We start from the raw sequence: 16,370 nt of genomic DNA, 5'->3' as shown, positions 1-16,370 counted from the left end.
TCGCCCATCCGTACGAGCCGGAGGAGTGCAGTGGCAGCCAACGACCGGGCATCAGCGCCCGGAAAGTCCGGCGCGGGCTCCGGCAACGAAGCGCTGATGCGCGCCTCCCTGAGCGCTGTGGCGCCGGGGATGGCACTGCGCGACGGGCTGGAGCGGATCCTGCGCGGCAACACCGGCGGTCTGATCGTCCTCGGCATGGACAAGACCGTCGAATCGATGTGCACGGGCGGCTTCGTGCTGGACGTGGAGTTCACCGCGACCCGGCTGCGCGAGCTGTGCAAGCTGGACGGCGCGCTCATCCTCGACAAGGACATGACCAAGATTCTGCGGGCCGGTGTCCAATTGGTCCCGGAATCCTCCATTCCCACCGAGGAGACCGGCACCCGCCACCGCACGGCGGACCGGGTGTCCAAGCAGTGCGGCTTCCCGGTGGTCTCCGTATCGCAGTCGATGCGGTTGATCGCGCTGTACGTGAACGGGGAGCGCCGGGTCCTGGAGGAGTCGGCGGCGATCCTCTCCCGGGCGAACCAGGCGCTGGCCACGCTCGAGCGGTACAAGCTCCGCCTCGACGAGGTCGCGGGCACCCTGTCCGCCCTGGAGATCGAGGACCTGGTGACGGTCCGGGACGTGTCGGCGGTGGCGCAGCGCCTTGAGATGGTGCGCCGGATCGCCACGGAGATCGCCGAGTACGTGGTCGAGCTGGGCACCGACGGCCGGCTTCTCTCGCTCCAGCTGGACGAGTTGATCGCGGGCGTGGAGCCGGAGCGGGATCTCGTCGCGCGCGACTATGTCCCCGAGCCGACCGCGAAGCGGTCCCGTACGGTCGGCGAGGCGCTCGGCGAGCTGGACTCGCTGAGCCACGCGGAGCTGCTGGAACTGCCCGTGGTGGCACGGGCGCTGGGGTACAGCGGTTCGCCCGAGACGCTCGACTCCGCGGTATCGCCGCGCGGTTACCGGCTGCTGGCCAAGGTGCCGCGGCTGCCGGGCGCCATCATCGAGCGGCTGGTCGAGCACTTCGGCGGGCTGCAGAAGCTGCTGGCGGCGAGCGTCGACGACTTGCAGACGGTGGACGGCGTCGGCGAGGCGCGGGCCCGCAGTGTGCGGGAGGGCCTGTCGCGGCTGGCGGAGTCGTCGATCCTGGAGCGTTACGTCTAGGCCATAGAGGCCGGTACGACGCAGAACGCCCCGGCCATCAGGCCGGGGCGTTCTCCGTCGTACCGTTCTGCCGACCCGTGGCTCAGTCCTTCTCCAGGCGGATGGACTTCTGGCCCTGCTTCACCGACGCGCCCGACGCCTTGGCCTCCACCAGATACGTACCGGGGCCGACCGGGGCCGCCGGCGGGGTGGCGCACTGCGGCGCGCTCTGCTTGCGGTCCCACGGGATGGTGCGCGTGATGCTCCCGCCCGCCGGGACCTCGAACAGCAGCGCGCCGGTCTTCGGGCAGTCCTGGGAGGACCAGACCTCGTCGTCCTCGGCGTTGGTGACCGTCAGCACCACGGCCTTCGGTCCGAAGTCCGCCTTGCAGGTGGTGTTCGAGGTGTTCGTGGCGATCAGGCGGAACGCGGGCTTCTCGCCCGGGTCGTAGGCGACCTTCGTGGTGTCGAGCCGCAGGGTGAGGGAGTTCGGGGCGCAGTTGGGAAGGGTGGAGCCGGCCGGCACCTGCTGGCCCGAACTGCTGCCGCCACCGCTGCCCGTACCACCGATACCGGCGCCACCGCCGCTCGCCGCGCCGCCCGTGCCGCCCGAGCCCGCGCCGCCCACGTCTCCGCTGCCGGCGGTGTCACCGTTCTTGCCGCCGTCGCCGCCGGCGTCCGTACCGCCGTTCCCGCCGTTCGCGCCCGACTCGTCACGGCCGCCCGGCTGTTCGCTGATGGCGGGCCCCGACCCGGAGGGCCCGGGGGTGATGGAGGTCGCGGGATTGGCGCCGTCGGAGGTGTCGCCGCCCTTCTTGCCGCCACCCCCACGGGACGTGACGACCCATACGACCAGCAGCGAGAGCAGCGCGATGAGCGTCGCCGCTACTGCCCTCCGTCGCCAGTAGATGGTGGAGGGAAGCGGCCCGACCGGATTGCGCAAAGATCCCACGGCGCAAACTCTACGAGAGATCGGCGCCAACTCCCGCCCCACATGCCGTCCGTCTCCGCAAGTTTTACGGATCATCATCCTGGGCGGGCGATGACGGCTGCTCCTCTTACCGGCTCACGGGCCTTGGCCCTGGCGGTACTTGCCCCGTTCGCGACCGCCTTCGCCCCGCTCACGACCGCCTTCACCCGAGTCCGCGGTGAACCGCCGGTGACGCTCCTGAGGGGCGCTCCCCCAGATCTTCATCCTGCGACAACCTCCGCCATGCCCCCGCTCGCTGCACCGTCCGCCCGCCGGAACGTGCCAGGATCGGTGGTGCCATGACTGCTACCTCCGCGAATTCCGCGACTCCTACGTCTGCCGGCGATCCGGCCGCCCTGCACACCCCCGTCATCGCGTGGTTCGAGGCGAACGCCCGCGATCTGCCCTGGCGCCGTCCCGAGGCCGGCGCCTGGGGTGTGATGGTCAGCGAGTTCATGCTCCAGCAGACCCCGGTGAGCCGGGTGCTCCCCGTATACGAGCAGTGGCTCGCCCGCTGGCCCCGCCCCGCCGATCTGGCCGCCGAGGCGCCCGGCGAGGCGGTCCGCGCCTGGGGCCGGCTCGGCTATCCGCGCCGTGCGCTGCGCCTGCACGGGGCCGCGCAGGCGATAACGGAGCGCTACGGCGGCGACGTACCCCGCGAGCACGCGCAGCTGCTCGCGCTGCCCGGGATCGGCGAGTACACGGCCGCGGCGGTGGCCTCGTTCGCGTACGGACAGCGGCACGCCGTCCTCGACACGAATGTGCGCCGCGTCTTCGCGCGCGCCGTGACCGGCATCCAGTACCCACCGAACGCGACCACCGCCGCCGAGCGGAAGCTGGCCCGCTCACTGCTGCCCGCGGACGAGCCGACCGCGGCGCGCTGGGCCGCGTCCTCCATGGAGCTGGGCGCCCTGATCTGCACGGCGAAGAACGAGGGCTGCGCACGCTGTCCGATCGCCACGCGGTGCGCCTGGCGGCTGGCCGGGAAGCCGGCGCACGAAGGTCCGGCGCGGCGTGGCCAGACGTACGCGGGCACCGACCGCCAGGTGCGCGGCAGACTGCTCGCCGTCCTTCGCGAGGCGGTCGGGCCGGTGCCACAGGCTGTCCTGGACGCGGTGTGGGAGGAGCCGGTGCAGCGGGCCAGGGCGCTGGACGGCCTGGTCGCCGACGGGCTGGTCGAGCCCATGGAGAGCGGGGTCTACCGGCTGCCGCTCAGCTGACCGACGGCTCGCGCCGCCGCGCGAGCCGTCTCGGCGGCCGTTACACAACCGATGGGCAGCCGTGCGTCCGCCGACGTCTGTCCCGCACACCTCCGTGACAACCGCTCCGTAATTTCAGTGCCGTACACGAACGGCATGGATGATCACGGGGTCGGAGGCGGTTGGCATGGCGCAGGGCGAGGTGCTCGGATTCGAGGAGTACGTGCGTACCCGGCAGGAGGCCCTGCTGCGGAGCGCCCGGCGCCTCGTGCCCGACCCCGTCGACGCGCAGGACCTGCTGCAGACCGCCCTGGCGCGTACGTACCGCCGCTGGGACGGCATCGCGGACAAGTCCCTCGCCGACGCCTATCTGCGCCGCGTCATGATCAACACCCGTACGGAGTGGTGGCGCGCGCGCAAGCTCGAAGAGGTCCCCACCGAGCAGCTGCCCGACGCGAGCGTCGAGGACGGCACGGAGCAGCGCGCCGACCGTGCCCTGCTGATGGACGTGCTCGGGGTGCTGGCTCCCAAGCAGCGCAGTGTCGTCGTGCTGCGACACTGGGAGCAGATGAGTACGGAAGAGACGGCCGCGGCGCTCGGAATGTCGGCGGGTACGGTCAAGAGCACGCTGCACCGCGCGCTGGCCCGGCTCCGTCAGGAGTTGGAGAGCCGGGAGCGGGAAAGCCGGGAACGGGGGCGGGAGAGGTGTGCGGCCTGACAGGCCCTGACCGGCCGGGGGGCAGATCATTCGCGGCGAGCTGTACGGCCTTGGCCGGGCTCGCCGCCTTCTGCGTGCTCGCGGCCGGCTGTTCGACAGGCGGTACGGGGACGAGGGACGAGGGCGCGGCGGTGACCTCGCCGGTCGAGCGGGGCGGGCCCACCGCCAGGGTGTCGGCGCCGCCGCCCGCCACGACGGTGGACGCGGTGTCGTTGCTCAAGCACGACCCCAAGGTGGGCGTGCGGATCAAGGCCGATCTCAAGCCGTGCGCCGAGGACTCGTACCCGGTGGACACCTCGTACGGAGAGCTCACCGGCGGCGCCGCTCCCGATGTCGTGGTCAACGTGATGACCTGCGGCGATTCGGTCGGCATCGGGACCTACGTGTACCGCGAGACGAACGAGCACTACGAGAACGTCTTCGCGGCCGAGGAGCCGGCGGTCTACGCCACGATCGACCGCGGCGAGCTGGTCGTCACCCAGCAGGTGTACGCGAAGGGCGATCCGGTGTCGTATCCGTCCGGCGAGGACGTGGTGACCTACAGCTGGTCCGGCACCAAGTTCACCGAGCGCTACCGGGTGCGCAACAACTACAGCAAAGCGGTGGGCAACGGAGACGGGTACGCCCCCGAGCCGACCACGCCGAGCGAGAACTGAGAGCCGCGGGATGGCCGAGACCCATGTCCTGTTCGTCGAGGACGACGACGTGATCCGCGAAGCCACCCAGCTCGCGCTGGAGCGCGACGGCTTCGTGGTCACCGCCATGCCGGACGGACTCTCCGGTCTTGAGGCGTTTCGCGCCGACCAGCCGGACATCGCCCTGCTCGATGTGATGGTGCCGGGCCTGGACGGCGTCAGCCTCTGCCGGCGTATCCGGGACGAGTCGACCGTGCCCGTGATCATGCTGTCGGCGCGCGCCGACTCGATCGACGTGGTACTGGGCCTGGAGGCCGGCGCCGACGACTATGTGACCAAGCCCTTCGACGGGGCGGTGCTGGTCGCGCGGATCCGGGCCGTCCTGCGCCGCTTCGGGCACGCCGGTGAGCCGGGCGGGCAGGACGGGCCCGGCGAGCGCGGTGTGCTGTCCTTCGGCGATCTGGAGATCGACACGGAGGGGATGGAGGTGCGCAGGGGCGGCGCGCCGGTGTCGCTGACGCCGACGGAGATGCGGCTGCTGCTGGAGTTCTCGTCCGCGCCCGGCACCGTGCTCTCCCGCGACAAGCTGCTGGAGCGGGTCTGGGACTACGGCTGGGGCGGTGACACCCGGGTGGTGGACGTCCATGTCCAGCGGCTGCGCACCAAGATCGGACAGGACCGGATCGATACGGTCCGCGGCTTCGGATACAAGCTCAAGGCATGAAGCGGCTCGCTCTGCGCACCGGTGTCCGGTGGAAGATCAGCATCGCTATCGCGGCCGTCGGCGCGCTGGTCGTGGTGGCGCTGAGCCTTGTGGTGCACAACGCGGCCCGGGTCTCGATGCTGGACAACGCGCGCGAGGTGCAGCTGGAGCGGCTGCTGTTCGCGGAGCGTATGTACGAATCGACCAAGGAGCCCAAGTTCGGCACGAAGCTCAATGACCCCTCGCTCCCGCCCGACCTGCGGATCAAGATGAAGCAGGGCCGGCGCGCGACGTATGTGCAGGAGACTTCGCACGGGGTGCCCGATGTCTGGGCCGCCGTCCCGCTGGGCAACGGCACGGTGCTCTCGATGCACAACAAGTTCGCCGACCGCAGCACGACGATCATGAAGGATCTGGACCGTGCCCTGATCATCGGCTCGGTCTCGGTGGTGTTCGGGGGCTGCGCCCTGGGTGTGCTGATCGGCGGGCAGCTCTCGCGGCGGCTGCGCCGGGCCGCGGCGGCCGCGGGCAAGGTCGCGCAGGGAAATACGGAGGTACGGGTCGGGGACGCCATCGGCGGAGTCGTACGCGACGAGACGGATGAGCTGGCCCGCGCCGTGGACGCCCTGACCGACGCGCTGAACGCGCGGATCGAGGCGGAGCGCCGGGTCACCGCGGATATCGCCCATGAGCTGCGTACGCCGGTGACGGGACTGCTCACCGCGGCCGAGCTGCTGCCGCCCGGCCGCCCCACGGAGCTCGTACGGGACCGGGCGCAGGCGATGCGGACGCTGGTCGAGGACGTCCTTGAGGTGGCCAGGCTCGACAGCGCGTCGGAGCGCGCCGAGCTCCAGGAGATCGCGCTCGGCGAATTCGTCGAACGGCGGGTGGCGGTGCTGAACCCGGCCATCAAGATCCAGGTGGTGCACGAGTCCTGGGTCAGCACGGATCCCCGGCGGCTGGAACGCATCCTGGGCAATCTGCTGGCCAACGCCGCGAAGCACGGCGAGACGCCGGTCGAGGTCACGGTCGAGGGCCGGGTGGTACGGGTACGCGACCACGGGCCCGGCTTCCCCGAGGCGCTGCTGCGTGAGGGCCCGAGCCGGTTCCGTACGGGCGCGAGCGACCGCGCGGGCCAGGGCCACGGCCTGGGCCTGACCATCGCGGCCGGCCAGGCGCGCGTCCTCGGCGCGCGGCTGACCTTCCGGAACGCGATGCCGGAGGGCGCGGCGGACCGGGAGGGCACGGGCGGCGCCATCGCGGTCCTCTGGCTCCCGGAACACGCCCCGACGACCACCGGCAGCTTCCCGATCCTCAGTCTCCCGGACCACGCCTGAGTCCTGTCCGGCACGCACCACTGACGACGGCCCCCGGCGCACGCCGGGGGCCGTCGTCAGTGGTGCGTGGGCACCAGTCACTCGGTGGGGATCAGGCGGACTGCGGGACCTTGCTGTCGACGTCGGGCGCCGCGTCGGAGGCGGGTGCGGGGCCGCCGCCCCGCAGCGGGACCTCCTTGACGAAGAAGGCCGCGACGAAGCCGAGCACCGCGATGGCCGCGCCCAGCGTGAAGGCCGCGTGCGTACCGGACGACACCGCCTGCTGGTACGCCTCACGCATCGCCTCCGGCAGCTTCGCCAGGCTCGCGGCGTCCAGCTGGGCGGACTGCAGGGGCGCGGCGCCGGACCCGGCCTGAGCGGCCATCTCGTCCTGCACCCGGCTGGTGAACAGCGCACCCATGATCGCGACGCCGAAGGAGCTGCCGAGCGTACGGAAGAGGGTGGCCGAGGACGAGGCGACGCCCATGTCCTTCAGCTCGACGCTGTTCTGCGCGACGAGCATGGTGATCTGCATCAGGAAGCCCATGCCGGCGCCGAGCACCGCCATGTAGATGCCCGAGGTCAGCTGCGACGTGCCGGTGTCCATCTGCGCGAGCAGGAAGAGACCGACGACCATCAGTCCGCCGCCCATGATCGGGAAGATCTTGTACTTGCCGCTGTTGGTGGTGACGCGGCCCGCGATCAGCGAGACGACCATCATCGACAGCAGCATCGGCAGGAGCAGCAGACCGGAGTTGGTGGCCGAGGCGCCCTGGACGGACTGCTGGTACAGCGGCAGGAAGAGCACGGCGCCGAACATCACGAAGCCGGTCAGGAAGCCGATCACGGACATCAGCGTGAAGTTGCGGTTGCGGAAGATGTGCAGCGGCATGATCGGCTCGGGCGCCTTGGTCTGCACGACGACGAAGCCGACGAGGGCAGCGACACCGATCGCGATGAGCTCCATGATCATCGCGGAGCCCCAGGCGTACTCCGTACCGCCCCAGGTGGTGACCAGCACGATCGAGGTGATGCCGACGGTCAGCAGCGCGGCACCGAGATAGTCGACCTTGGCCTGCGACCGGTCCTTGGCGGGCAAGTGCAGTACAACCGTGATCATCACCAGTGCCAGCGCGCCCAGCGGCAGATTGATGTAGAAGCTCCAGCGCCAGCCGAGGTGGTCGGTGATGGTGCCGCCGACCAGCGGTCCGCCGATCATGGCGAGCGCCATGACGCCGGCCATCATGCCCTGGTACCTGCCACGCTCCCGGGGCGGGATGAGGTCACCGATGATCGCCATGACGCCGACCATCAGACCGCCCGCGCCCAGACCCTGGACGGCCCGGAAGCCGATCAGCTGGCTCATGTCCTGGGCCATACCGCTGAGGACCGATCCGATCAGGAAGATCACGATCGAGGTGAGGAAGACGCCCTTGCGGCCGTACAGGTCGCCGAGCTTGCCCCAGATCGGCGTCGAGGCGGCGGTCGCCAGGGTGTAAGCGGTCACCACCCAGGACAGATGCGCGAGTCCGCCCAGCTCACCGACGATCGTCGGCATCGCGGTACCGATGATCATGTTGTCCAGCATGGCCAGCAGCATCGCGATCATCAGCGCCAGCAGCACCACGCGTACGCTGCGCGGCTGCGGCCCCGCCTTCTTGAGCAGGTCGGGCTTTTCGGCCGTATCGGCTCTCTCGGCCGCCCCGGCCACGTCGCCCTTCCCCGTCTGGTTACCGGTCGGACTCATATTCCCCACTCCCTGCACTCCCCTGGCACTTACTTGCCGCCCGGCAAGTTGACTACACTTGGGGAAGGTAGACCCTAACTTGCCGGGCGTCAAGTAAGTCATTTCTCAGGAGAGCAGCATGGGCAGCACACAGCACCCGCGGCGGGGCGACACCCGCCAGCGCATCCAGGACATCGCCCTGGAGCTCTTCGCCGAACAGGGGTACGAGAAGACCTCGCTGCGGGAGATCGCCGAGCAGCTGGATGTCACGAAGGCGGCGCTCTACTACCACTTCAAGACCAAGGAAGACATCCTGATCAGCATCTTCCAGGACCTGACGCGGCCGATCGACGAGCTGGTCGCCTGGGGCAGGACACAGCCGCACACCCTGGAGACCAAGACGGAGATCCTGCGCCGCTACAGCGTGGCGCTGGCGAGCGCGGCCCCGCTCTTCCGCTTCATGCAGGAGAACCAGGCGACGGTCCGCGACCTCAGCGTCGGCGAGTCGTTCAAGGGCCGGATGCTGGGGATGCTCGATCTGATCCAGGACCCGGACGCGTCCCTGAAGAACCGGGTCCGCTGCGTCAGCGCGCTCTTCACCATGCACGCCGGTCATTTCGCCCTCAGGGACATAGAAGGAGACCCCGAGGCGAAGCGCGAAGCCATCCTCGAGGTCTCCATCGATCTGATGAGCCAGGCTCATCGGGTCACACCTTGACGCCCTTGGCGTGCAGGAAGGGCACCGGGTTTATCGCCGAACCGTAGTTCGCGGTCGTACGGATCTCGAAGTGCAGGTGCGGGCCGCTGGAGTTTCCGGTGTTACCGGACAGGGCGATCTTCTGGTCCGTCGTGACGTGCTGGCCCACATGCACCTTGATCTTCGACAGGTGCGCGTACTGCGAGTACGTACCGTTCTGGTGCTTGATCACGATCGCGTTGCCGTACGCGGGTCCGTCACCGGCGCCGTTGGGGCCGGCCTTGACCACGGTGCCGCTGTGGGCGGCGTGGACCGTCGTGCCGACCGGCACCGCGAAGTCCTGGCCGGAATGCTTGTGGGCCCACATGTTGCCGCCGCGGCCGAAGCTCGCGCTCAGCTCGTAGCGGTTGACCGGATCGGTCCAGGAGGCGGCCTTCGTGGCGTTCGCCTTGGCCTTCGCCGCGGCCTTGGCCTGTTTCGCCTTCGCGAGCTTCGCCTTGGCGTCCTGAGCCTTGTCGGCGGCCTTGGCCTGGGCCGTGGCCTGCTTCTGGACGGCACTGGCGGCCGAGGTGGCGGCCGGGCCGGCGGTCACGCCGGCGCCATCGGTCGCGGCGAACGCGGCCCCGGCGCCACACGCCATCGACACTCCCAGGCCGGCGGCCACGATGCCGGCACGGCTGCGCAGGACGGACGGGCGGGACAGACGGAACTGGTTGCGCTGCGACATACGGGACACCTCCGGGCATGAATGGACCCGACACACATGCGCCGGGCTGGCCACACCTTGATAACCCGGACCCCATCCCATACCAAAACGCCCATCTACGACATCACATCGTAGGGATCTTCACGCCGAACCATCCTTGGATAGCCCACTACGGCCCGATATCGTCCGAGCGAAATGTACCGATTCCATCCTGTTTAAGGCCACGTGAGGCGGTACGCGAACCCCCAGCCGACCAGGCCGACCGGCTCAGGGGCGGCCGTGGCACCGAAAGCCCCGACGGTGCCCCGGCCGAAGGCCCCCGCCGACGCCCCGCTTTGCCACTATTCCTACTAGTAGGGTCGGAAGCTCCTGTGCGCCTTGTCACGCCCACCGGGCCGGAATGCCTTCCGATTCGGGACCAACGGCCCGGTTGGCCGACGCGCTCCGATCCAGCGGCCGTCCGCACCCGTCCGACCGTCCTCGCGTGCGCGGCACGCGAAAAGGGGCTGCCCCGGACCGTACGAAACGGTCCGGGGCAGCCCCTTCAGTCACTCAGCCCGGGGGCGTGAGCCTCATACGTCCTTCGTCAGGTTCGGACCGGCGCCGCCGGCCGCCTGCTCGATGGGAGGAGCGTCCGGCAGAGCCGACTTCTCCTCGCCGCGGAAGGTGAACTTCTTCTCCTCACCCTCGCCCTCGGCGTCCACGACCACGATGTGACCGGAGCGCAGCTCACCGAAGAGGATCTTCTCGGAGAGGACGTCCTCGATCTCGCGCTGGATCGTCCGGCGCAGCGGCCGGGCGCCCAGGACCGGGTCGTAGCCCTTCTTGGCGAGGAGCGACTTGGCGTTCGGGCTGAGCTCGAGGCCCATGTCCCGGTCCTTCAGCCGCTCGTCCACCTTGTCGACCATGAGGTCGACGATCTGGATGATGTCTTCCTCGGTGAGCTGGTGGAAGACCACCGTGTCGTCGACACGGTTGAGGAACTCGGGCCTGAAGTGCTGCTTGAGCTCTTCGTTGACCTTGTTCTTCATCCGCTCGTAGTTGCTCTTGGTGTCGCCCTGGGCGGCGAAGCCCAGGTTGAACCCCTTGGAGATGTCCCTGGTCCCGAGGTTGGTCGTCATGATGATGACCGTGTTCTTGAAGTCCACGACGCGGCCCTGGGAGTCGGTCAGCCGACCGTCCTCCAGGATCTGCAGCAGGGAATTGAAGATATCGGGGTGGGCCTTCTCGACCTCGTCGAACAGCACGACGGAGAACGGCTTCCTGCGCACCTTCTCGGTGAGCTGGCCGCCCTCTTCGTAACCCACGTATCCGGGGGGAGAACCGAAGAGACGGGAAACCGTGTGCTTCTCGCTGAACTCCGACATGTCGAGAGCGATCAGCGCGTCCTCGTCGCCGAAGAGGAATTCGGCGAGCGTCTTGGAGAGCTCCGTCTTACCGACGCCGGACGGGCCGGCGAAGATGAACGAGCCACCGGGACGCTTGGGGTCCTTCAGACCCGCTCGCGTACGACGGATCGCCTGCGACAGCGCCTTGATGGCGTCCTTCTGGCCGATGACGCGCTTGTGGAGCTCGTCCTCCATGCGGAGCAGCCGCGAGGACTCCTCCTCGGTGAGCTTGAAGACCGGGATGCCCGTGGCGGTCGCCAGGACCTCGGCGATCAGCTCCTCGTCCACCTCGGCGACGACGTCCATGTCGCCGGCCTTCCACTCCTTCTCCCGCTTGGTCTTCGCGGCCAGCAGCTGCTTCTCCTTGTCGCGGAGAGAGGCTGCCTTCTCGAAGTCCTGGGAGTCGATCGCCGACTCCTTGTCGCGGCGGACGCCCGCGATCTTCTCGTCGAACTCACGGAGGTCCGGCGGCGCGGTCATCCGGCGGATGCGCATCCGGGAGCCGGCCTCGTCGATCAGGTCGATCGCCTTGTCCGGCAGGAAGCGGTCCGAGATGTAGCGGTCGGCGAGCGTCGCGGCAGCGACCAGCGCGGAGTCCGTGATGGACACGCGGTGGTGCGCCTCGTAACGGTCGCGCAGGCCCTTCAGGATCTCGATCGTGTGCGGCAGCGACGGCTCCGCGACCTGGATGGGCTGGAAGCGGCGCTCAAGGGCCGCGTCCTTCTCCAGGTGCTTGCGGTACTCGTCGAGCGTCGTCGCACCGATGGTCTGCAGCTCGCCACGGGCCAGCATCGGCTTCAGGATGCTCGCCGCGTCGATCGCGCCCTCGGCGGCGCCCGCACCCACGAGGGTGTGGAGCTCGTCGATGAACAGGATGATGTCGCCGCGGGTGCGGATCTCCTTCAGGACCTTCTTCAGGCGCTCCTCGAAGTCACCGCGGTAGCGGGAGCCGGCGACGAGCGCACCGAGGTCGAGGGTGTAGAGGTGCTTGTCCTTGAGGGTCTCGGGCACCTCGCCCTTGACGATGGCCTGGGCCAGTCCCTCGACGACCGCCGTCTTGCCGACGCCGGGCTCGCCGATGAGGACCGGGTTGTTCTTCGTACGGCGGGACAGCACCTGCATGACCCGCTCGATCTCCTTCTCGCGCCCGATGACGGGGTCGAGTTTGGATTCACGAGCGGCCTGGGTGAGATTCCGGCCGAACTGGTCGAGGACCAGGGACGTGGAGGGCGTGCCCTCGGCAGGACCGCCCGCTGTGGCGGCCTCCTTGCCCTGGTATCCGGAGAGCAGCTGGATGACCTGCTGCCGCACCCGGTTGAGATCGGCGCCCAGCTTCACGAGGACCTGGGCGGCGACGCCCTCACCCTCGCGGATCAGGCCGAGCAGGATGTGCTCCGTGCCGATGTAGTTGTGGCCCAGCTGAAGGGCCTCGCGGAGCGACAGCTCCAGGACCTTCTTGGCACGGGGGGTGAAGGGGATGTGCCCGGACGGAGCCTGCTGGCCCTGCCCGATGATCTCCTCCACCTGCTGGCGGACCGCCTCGAGCGAAATCCCGAGGCTCTCCAGGGCCTTAGCGGCGACACCCTCACCCTCGTGGATCAGGCCCAGGAGGATGTGCTCGGTGCCGATGTAGTTGTGGTTGAGCATCCGGGCTTCTTCCTGAGCCAGGACGACAACCCGCCGCGCGCGGTCGGTGAACCTCTCGAACATCGTTAATCGCTCCTCAGAGCGGTCAGGCAGTAAAGGGGTCGGTCCCCTCCCTGTCCTTCCGCAGCTTAGTCCCGCAAGCGGGGACCGCTCATTCCAACTGCCGACACAGTCCCAGGCCTCCAGCCCCGAACTCCGACAACAGCTCCAACCCGATGGTGCGAGACGATGTTCCCGCAGGCCAGGCAGATACCCTCACCATCAGTACGCCGATGGCGAACGTGAGACGCCCGAAACCGCGTGTCGCCCCTCCCCACTAGGAATGTCTTACCCGTAAGGAGTGACACTCCATGCGGCGCACCCCGGTTCCCTCCGCTACGGGCGAACACCCTTGCGCTCCCTCACGCTCCCGCACGCCCCCAGGACGGAGACTCTGTGCGATCGGGGGCGGACTCAGCGTAACTCCGCGTGCGGATCGGGAGTTGCTCGGGGCATGGCCTTCACTGTCCCGCTTCCCCGCGTCGCACTCGAAGACGGTTCCGCGCAGTGGTACGAGAGCGAACTCGACTGGGCCACGGCGGCCGGGCCTCCGGTCCAGCTGGTGACCGGGCTCCGCTTCGACGTACTGGAGTTGCCGGCGGACGCCGGTGCGGCCGTGCTGCGGCGGATCGGCCCGACGGGGCCGGTGGCGCTCCGCGGGACGCGCATGGGCCTGCTGGTGGCCGCGGGAAGCGCGGACGAGCTGCCGGGGCTGCTCGACTGGCTGGAGTGGGGCGGGATCGCCCTCGGGCTGACCGCCGTCGGTGCGGGCGGGCGGATGACAGCCCCCGCACCACCGCGGTGGCCCCGCGCCGCTGCGCAGGGGGCCGCCGTATGGCTGCGGCCCCCCGAGCCTGGACGCGAGGTGGAGCCGACGCTGCCGGCGCTCGCCCCTTTCGGGCACGGCACGGACAGCGGGGGCAGTGGTGGGGATGCCCCCGATCTCGTACGGCTCGTGGACGCGGCGGCGACTGAGTGCCACCGGGCCCGGTTGCTGCGCAGAAATACGCTCCGTACGAATGCTCAGCCGTTGGCCTTCTCGTAGGCTTCGCGGATCTCGGCGGGAACACGGCCGCGGTCGTTGACGCTGTAGCCGTTCTCCTTCGCCCACTTGCGGATTTCCGCGGTGTCCTTGTTCCCGCCCGCTGCGACACGGCCCTTGCCACGGCTGCCCGCGCCACGGCCACCGGTACGCCGGCCACTCTTGGCGTACGGATCGAGCAGACCCCGGAGCTTGTCCGCATTGGCGGTAGTGAGGTCGATCTCGTAGGTCTTGCCATCCAGAGCGAACGTCACGGTCTCGTCCGCTTCGCCGCCGTCGAGGTCATCGACAAGAAGGACCTGAACCTTCTGTGCCACCGGATTTCCTTTCATCGAAAATGCAGTACGCGGAAAGGAAACCGCTTTTCTCAGGAAAACACAAACCCCCGGCAGAGGTTCACTGTCGCAAGAACACGGGAAACGTGCGCGATTCGGACATAGGGATCGGGGTGGCTTCCGGCGATCACAGGTGCAGAAGCATCCGGCTGTTGCCCAAGGTGTTCGGCTTCACCCGTTCGAGACCGAGGAACTCCGCAACACCCTCGTCATAGGAACGGAGCAGCTCCCGGTACACATCTCCGTCGACCGGTGTCTCACCGATCTCCACGAAGCCGCGCTTCGTGAAGAACTCGACTTCGAAGGTGAGGCAGAATACGCGGCTCACTCCGAGCCAGCGCGCGGTCTCCAGCAGCTTGGAGAGCAGTTGATGTCCGGCGCCGGCGCCCCTGACCGTGGGATCCACGGCGAGTGTGCGCACTTCGGCGAGGTCTTCCCACATCACGTGCAAGGCGCCGCAGCCGATGACGCTCGCGTCCTCGTCGCGTTCCGCCACCCAGAACTCCTGGATGTCCTCGTAAAGCGTCACCGGCGCTTTGTCGAGCAGGATGCCTTCGCTCACGTAAGGGTCGACGAGACGGCGGATCGCCGCCACATCCCTGGTCCTGGCCCGCCGGACGGTGATGGCATTTGCTGTGGCATTGGGAAGCGGAAGGGCTGAGGACATGACTGGACGCTATCGCCCCGCGTCGCGCCCGCCGTCGGCGCCCTCGGCGGCGTCTTCCGTACGGTCGTCTTCCGGGCGCTCGTCCTGCCCGCGGCCGCCTTCCGGGCGGTCGCCTTCGGACCGTTCATCTTCCACGGGGTCACCTTCCTGACGGTCCGTTCGAACCATACGGATGGCGTCCTCCAGTGACCGGCGCTGCTCGGCCGACATCATGCCGAAGAAGGCGACAAGTGCGGCCGCCGGGTTGTCACTCTTCGACCACGCTTCGTTCATCAGTGCCGCCGCGTAGGCGGCGCGGGTGGAGACCGCCGTATATCGATAGGCGCGGCCCTCGACTTCCCTGCGCACCCAGCCCTTCTGATGGAGATTGTCCATTACGGTCATGACGGTGGTGTAGGCGATGGACCGTTCCTGCTGAAGGTCTTCGAGGACTTCCCGGACGGTGACCGGACGGTTCCATTGCCAGACGCGTGTCATGACGGCGTCTTCCAGGTCTCCCAATTGACGGGGCACAGCTCCACGATAGTGCGAGATGTCCGAATGGTCGGTTATTGACCGTAACAAAAAGGACGTACGACTGATCAACAGTCGTACGTCCAGGTCATACGCCGACCATGCGTCGGCGATACGTCAAAGGCGGTACGGGCCTACTGCTGGGCGGATTCCGCGCGGGCGAGCGCCGCGTCGACGGCGGCGTCCTCCTTGGCCTTGTTCGAGCCGCCCTGGCTCTTGACGATCGTCCTGACCAGGCCGATGAAGAAGGCGGCCATCACCACGGGAGGCAGCAGCGCGGATACGTAGTCCATGGCGACCAGAGTAGCTAGCCGGCGGCGCGTTCTTCCGGCGGGGGCGCGGGTCGGCGGCGTGGCGGGAAGACCTCGGACGGCTTGGGCATGGGCCGGTCGGTCGCCGGGCGCTGCGGCGGGGCGGGCTTCCTGGGCTCCCGGGGCTCCCGCTCGGGCTTCGGCTTCGGCGGGTCGTCGGCGGCGCGGCCGCCGGGGAGCGCGTGGAGCCGGGTGCGGGGGGCGGGGGCCGTGACGGCCGCGCGGCCGGTGAGACGGGCCCGCGCCGACTGCTCGGCGAGCCGCCTGCCGCGGTCGAGCAGGGCCGCCGCGACCGGATTGCCGCGCAGGGCGCCGAGCGCCGCGAGATCACCGGGCCGCAGGACGTAGCCGGCGGCCAGGGCGTCCTGGAGCAGCTCCAGATAGCCGGTGAGGGAGCCGGGGAGCGCTTCGCGGTACCGCCCGAGGTCGGCCAGCAGAAAGGCCCGCAGCCGCCCGGCTTCCCGTACCGCCTCGTCCACGGACTCGGCGAGCCGCAGGCAGGCCTGGACGTCCTCGTCGGGGAGCGGGGCGGGATGAAGGGCAACGGCGAGGGCACGTCGGAGCACACTGAGCTCGTCAGCGCCGAACGCCATGCCGCCGCGGGATCCGTATGGCGTGGGCATG

At 69.1% G+C, this 16,370-nt stretch carries 17 protein-coding genes; 8 read left to right on the top strand and 9 right to left on the bottom strand.

All coding sequences use genetic code 11. The features are described 5' to 3' along the window. The first annotated feature begins 30 nt into the window (after positions 1-30). Positions 31-1,155 (top strand): DNA integrity scanning diadenylate cyclase DisA, encoded by a 1,125-nt coding sequence (gene disA, locus ACZ6MZ_RS03870; RefSeq protein WP_389792453.1) that lies wholly within the window; start codon positions 31-33, stop codon positions 1,153-1,155. A gap of 82 nt (positions 1,156-1,237) precedes the next feature. On the opposite strand, the gene ACZ6MZ_RS03865 is transcribed toward disA, so the two are convergent. Then, on the bottom strand, positions 1,238-2,086 hold the full coding sequence (locus ACZ6MZ_RS03865) for a hypothetical protein (protein ID WP_386877369.1): 849 nt from the start codon (positions 2,084-2,086) through the stop codon (positions 1,238-1,240). Between the two features lie 317 nt (positions 2,087-2,403). Between ACZ6MZ_RS03865 and ACZ6MZ_RS03860 the strand changes: the two genes are divergently transcribed. From ACZ6MZ_RS03860 to cseC, 5 genes are all read left to right on the top strand, one after another. Further along, on the top strand, positions 2,404-3,324 hold the full coding sequence (locus ACZ6MZ_RS03860) for an HhH-GPD family protein (RefSeq protein WP_384179811.1): 921 nt from the start codon (positions 2,404-2,406) through the stop codon (positions 3,322-3,324). A gap of 166 nt (positions 3,325-3,490) precedes the next feature. Beyond that, positions 3,491-4,021 (top strand): SigE family RNA polymerase sigma factor, encoded by a 531-nt coding sequence (locus tag ACZ6MZ_RS03855; RefSeq protein WP_384179809.1) that lies wholly within the window; start codon positions 3,491-3,493, stop codon positions 4,019-4,021. Positions 4,022-4,071: 50 nt separating this feature from the next. Next, entirely contained in the window at positions 4,072-4,677 is a 606-nt protein-coding gene (locus ACZ6MZ_RS03850) for a hypothetical protein (RefSeq protein WP_389792458.1), read from the top strand. A 10-nt stretch (positions 4,678-4,687) separates the two neighbouring features. Next, positions 4,688-5,380, top strand: coding sequence for a two-component system response regulator CseB (gene cseB, locus ACZ6MZ_RS03845; RefSeq protein WP_389792460.1), 693 nt, complete (start codon positions 4,688-4,690; stop codon positions 5,378-5,380). Next, positions 5,377-6,696, top strand: coding sequence for a two-component system sensor histidine kinase CseC (gene cseC, locus ACZ6MZ_RS03840; RefSeq protein ID WP_389792462.1), 1,320 nt, complete (start codon positions 5,377-5,379; stop codon positions 6,694-6,696). Before cseB ends, cseC begins: the two co-directional genes overlap by 4 nt. 91 nt (positions 6,697-6,787) lie before the next feature. On the opposite strand, the gene ACZ6MZ_RS03835 is transcribed toward cseC, so the two are convergent. Beyond that, on the bottom strand, positions 6,788-8,422 hold the full coding sequence (locus ACZ6MZ_RS03835) for an MDR family MFS transporter (protein ID WP_469349597.1): 1,635 nt from the start codon (positions 8,420-8,422) through the stop codon (positions 6,788-6,790). Positions 8,423-8,540: 118 nt separating this feature from the next. On the opposite strand from ACZ6MZ_RS03835, the gene ACZ6MZ_RS03830 reads away from it, so the two are divergent. Next, positions 8,541-9,119 carry a TetR/AcrR family transcriptional regulator gene (locus tag ACZ6MZ_RS03830; RefSeq protein ID WP_389793230.1) on the top strand — a complete coding sequence of 193 codons (579 nt, stop codon included), beginning with the start codon at positions 8,541-8,543 and terminating at the stop codon, positions 9,117-9,119. Here ACZ6MZ_RS03830 and ACZ6MZ_RS03825 read toward each other — a convergent pair. Both ACZ6MZ_RS03825 and ACZ6MZ_RS03820 read right to left on the bottom strand, forming a co-directional pair. Beyond that, the gene (locus ACZ6MZ_RS03825) at positions 9,109-9,825 is read right to left on the bottom strand and encodes a M23 family metallopeptidase (RefSeq protein ID WP_389793232.1); all 717 of its coding nucleotides are present in this window, start codon (positions 9,823-9,825) and stop codon (positions 9,109-9,111) included. The genes ACZ6MZ_RS03830 and ACZ6MZ_RS03825 overlap by 11 nt on opposite strands. A gap of 551 nt (positions 9,826-10,376) precedes the next feature. Next, positions 10,377-12,902 (bottom strand): ATP-dependent Clp protease ATP-binding subunit, encoded by a 2,526-nt coding sequence (locus ACZ6MZ_RS03820; RefSeq protein ID WP_389782928.1) that lies wholly within the window; start codon positions 12,900-12,902, stop codon positions 10,377-10,379. A gap of 430 nt (positions 12,903-13,332) precedes the next feature. Here ACZ6MZ_RS03820 and ACZ6MZ_RS03815 point away from each other — a divergent pair, with 430 nt between their 5' ends. Next, complete coding sequence (locus tag ACZ6MZ_RS03815; RefSeq protein ID WP_384179793.1) at positions 13,333-13,923, top strand: SCO3374 family protein; 591 nt, start codon at positions 13,333-13,335, stop codon at positions 13,921-13,923. On the opposite strand, the gene ACZ6MZ_RS03810 is transcribed toward ACZ6MZ_RS03815, so the two are convergent. The 5 genes from ACZ6MZ_RS03810 to ACZ6MZ_RS03790 all read right to left on the bottom strand — a co-directional run bounded on the left by ACZ6MZ_RS03810 (position 13,902) and on the right by ACZ6MZ_RS03790 (position 16,339). After that, positions 13,902-14,237, bottom strand: a complete 336-nt coding sequence (locus ACZ6MZ_RS03810; protein ID WP_384179791.1) for a histone-like nucleoid-structuring protein Lsr2 — start codon at positions 14,235-14,237, stop codon at positions 13,902-13,904. The two genes, ACZ6MZ_RS03815 and ACZ6MZ_RS03810, sit on opposite strands and share 22 nt — an antisense overlap. Positions 14,238-14,382: 145 nt before the next feature. After that, positions 14,383-14,922 carry an amino-acid N-acetyltransferase gene (locus ACZ6MZ_RS03805; RefSeq protein WP_384179789.1) on the bottom strand — a complete coding sequence of 180 codons (540 nt, stop codon included), beginning with the start codon at positions 14,920-14,922 and terminating at the stop codon, positions 14,383-14,385. A gap of 9 nt (positions 14,923-14,931) precedes the next feature. Further along, entirely contained in the window at positions 14,932-15,435 is a 504-nt protein-coding gene (locus ACZ6MZ_RS03800; RefSeq protein ID WP_469349651.1) for a BlaI/MecI/CopY family transcriptional regulator, read from the bottom strand. A 134-nt stretch (positions 15,436-15,569) separates the two neighbouring features. Next, positions 15,570-15,728, bottom strand: a complete 159-nt coding sequence (locus tag ACZ6MZ_RS03795) for a hypothetical protein (protein WP_469349596.1) — start codon at positions 15,726-15,728, stop codon at positions 15,570-15,572. Positions 15,729-15,742: 14 nt separating this feature from the next. Then, positions 15,743-16,339 carry a hypothetical protein gene (locus ACZ6MZ_RS03790; RefSeq protein ID WP_389783153.1) on the bottom strand — a complete coding sequence of 199 codons (597 nt, stop codon included), beginning with the start codon at positions 16,337-16,339 and terminating at the stop codon, positions 15,743-15,745. Between the last annotated feature and the right edge of the window lie 31 nt (positions 16,340-16,370).

Source organism: Streptomyces sp. NPDC042201 (assembly GCF_055582185.1).
The sequence above is the reverse complement of the archived record's forward strand: the minus strand, read 5'-3'. Positions and strand labels throughout refer to the sequence as shown.

Bases quoted from the DNA above. Each gene is read 5' to 3' on its own strand.
- ACZ6MZ_RS03805 (WP_384179789.1), bottom strand. From the start codon at position 14,922: ATGTCCTCAGCCCTTCCGCTTCCCAATGCCACAGCAAATGCCATCACC.
- ACZ6MZ_RS03860 (WP_384179811.1), top strand. From the start codon at position 2,404: ATGACTGCTACCTCCGCGAATTCCGCGACTCCTACGTCTGCCGGCGAT.
- ACZ6MZ_RS03815 (WP_384179793.1), top strand. From the start codon at position 13,333: ATGGCCTTCACTGTCCCGCTTCCCCGCGTCGCACTCGAAGACGGTTCC.
- ACZ6MZ_RS03825 (WP_389793232.1), bottom strand. From the start codon at position 9,825: ATGTCGCAGCGCAACCAGTTCCGTCTGTCCCGCCCGTCCGTCCTGCGC.
- ACZ6MZ_RS03835 (WP_469349597.1), bottom strand. From the start codon at position 8,422: ATGAGTCCGACCGGTAACCAGACGGGGAAGGGCGACGTGGCCGGGGCG.
- ACZ6MZ_RS03795 (WP_469349596.1), bottom strand. From the start codon at position 15,728: ATGGACTACGTATCCGCGCTGCTGCCTCCCGTGGTGATGGCCGCCTTC.
- cseB (WP_389792460.1), top strand. From the start codon at position 4,688: ATGGCCGAGACCCATGTCCTGTTCGTCGAGGACGACGACGTGATCCGC.
- ACZ6MZ_RS03790 (WP_389783153.1), bottom strand. From the start codon at position 16,339: ATGGCGTTCGGCGCTGACGAGCTCAGTGTGCTCCGACGTGCCCTCGCC.
- ACZ6MZ_RS03855 (WP_384179809.1), top strand. From the start codon at position 3,491: ATGGCGCAGGGCGAGGTGCTCGGATTCGAGGAGTACGTGCGTACCCGG.
- cseC (WP_389792462.1), top strand. From the start codon at position 5,377: ATGAAGCGGCTCGCTCTGCGCACCGGTGTCCGGTGGAAGATCAGCATC.
- ACZ6MZ_RS03830 (WP_389793230.1), top strand. From the start codon at position 8,541: ATGGGCAGCACACAGCACCCGCGGCGGGGCGACACCCGCCAGCGCATC.
- ACZ6MZ_RS03820 (WP_389782928.1), bottom strand. From the start codon at position 12,902: ATGTTCGAGAGGTTCACCGACCGCGCGCGGCGGGTTGTCGTCCTGGCT.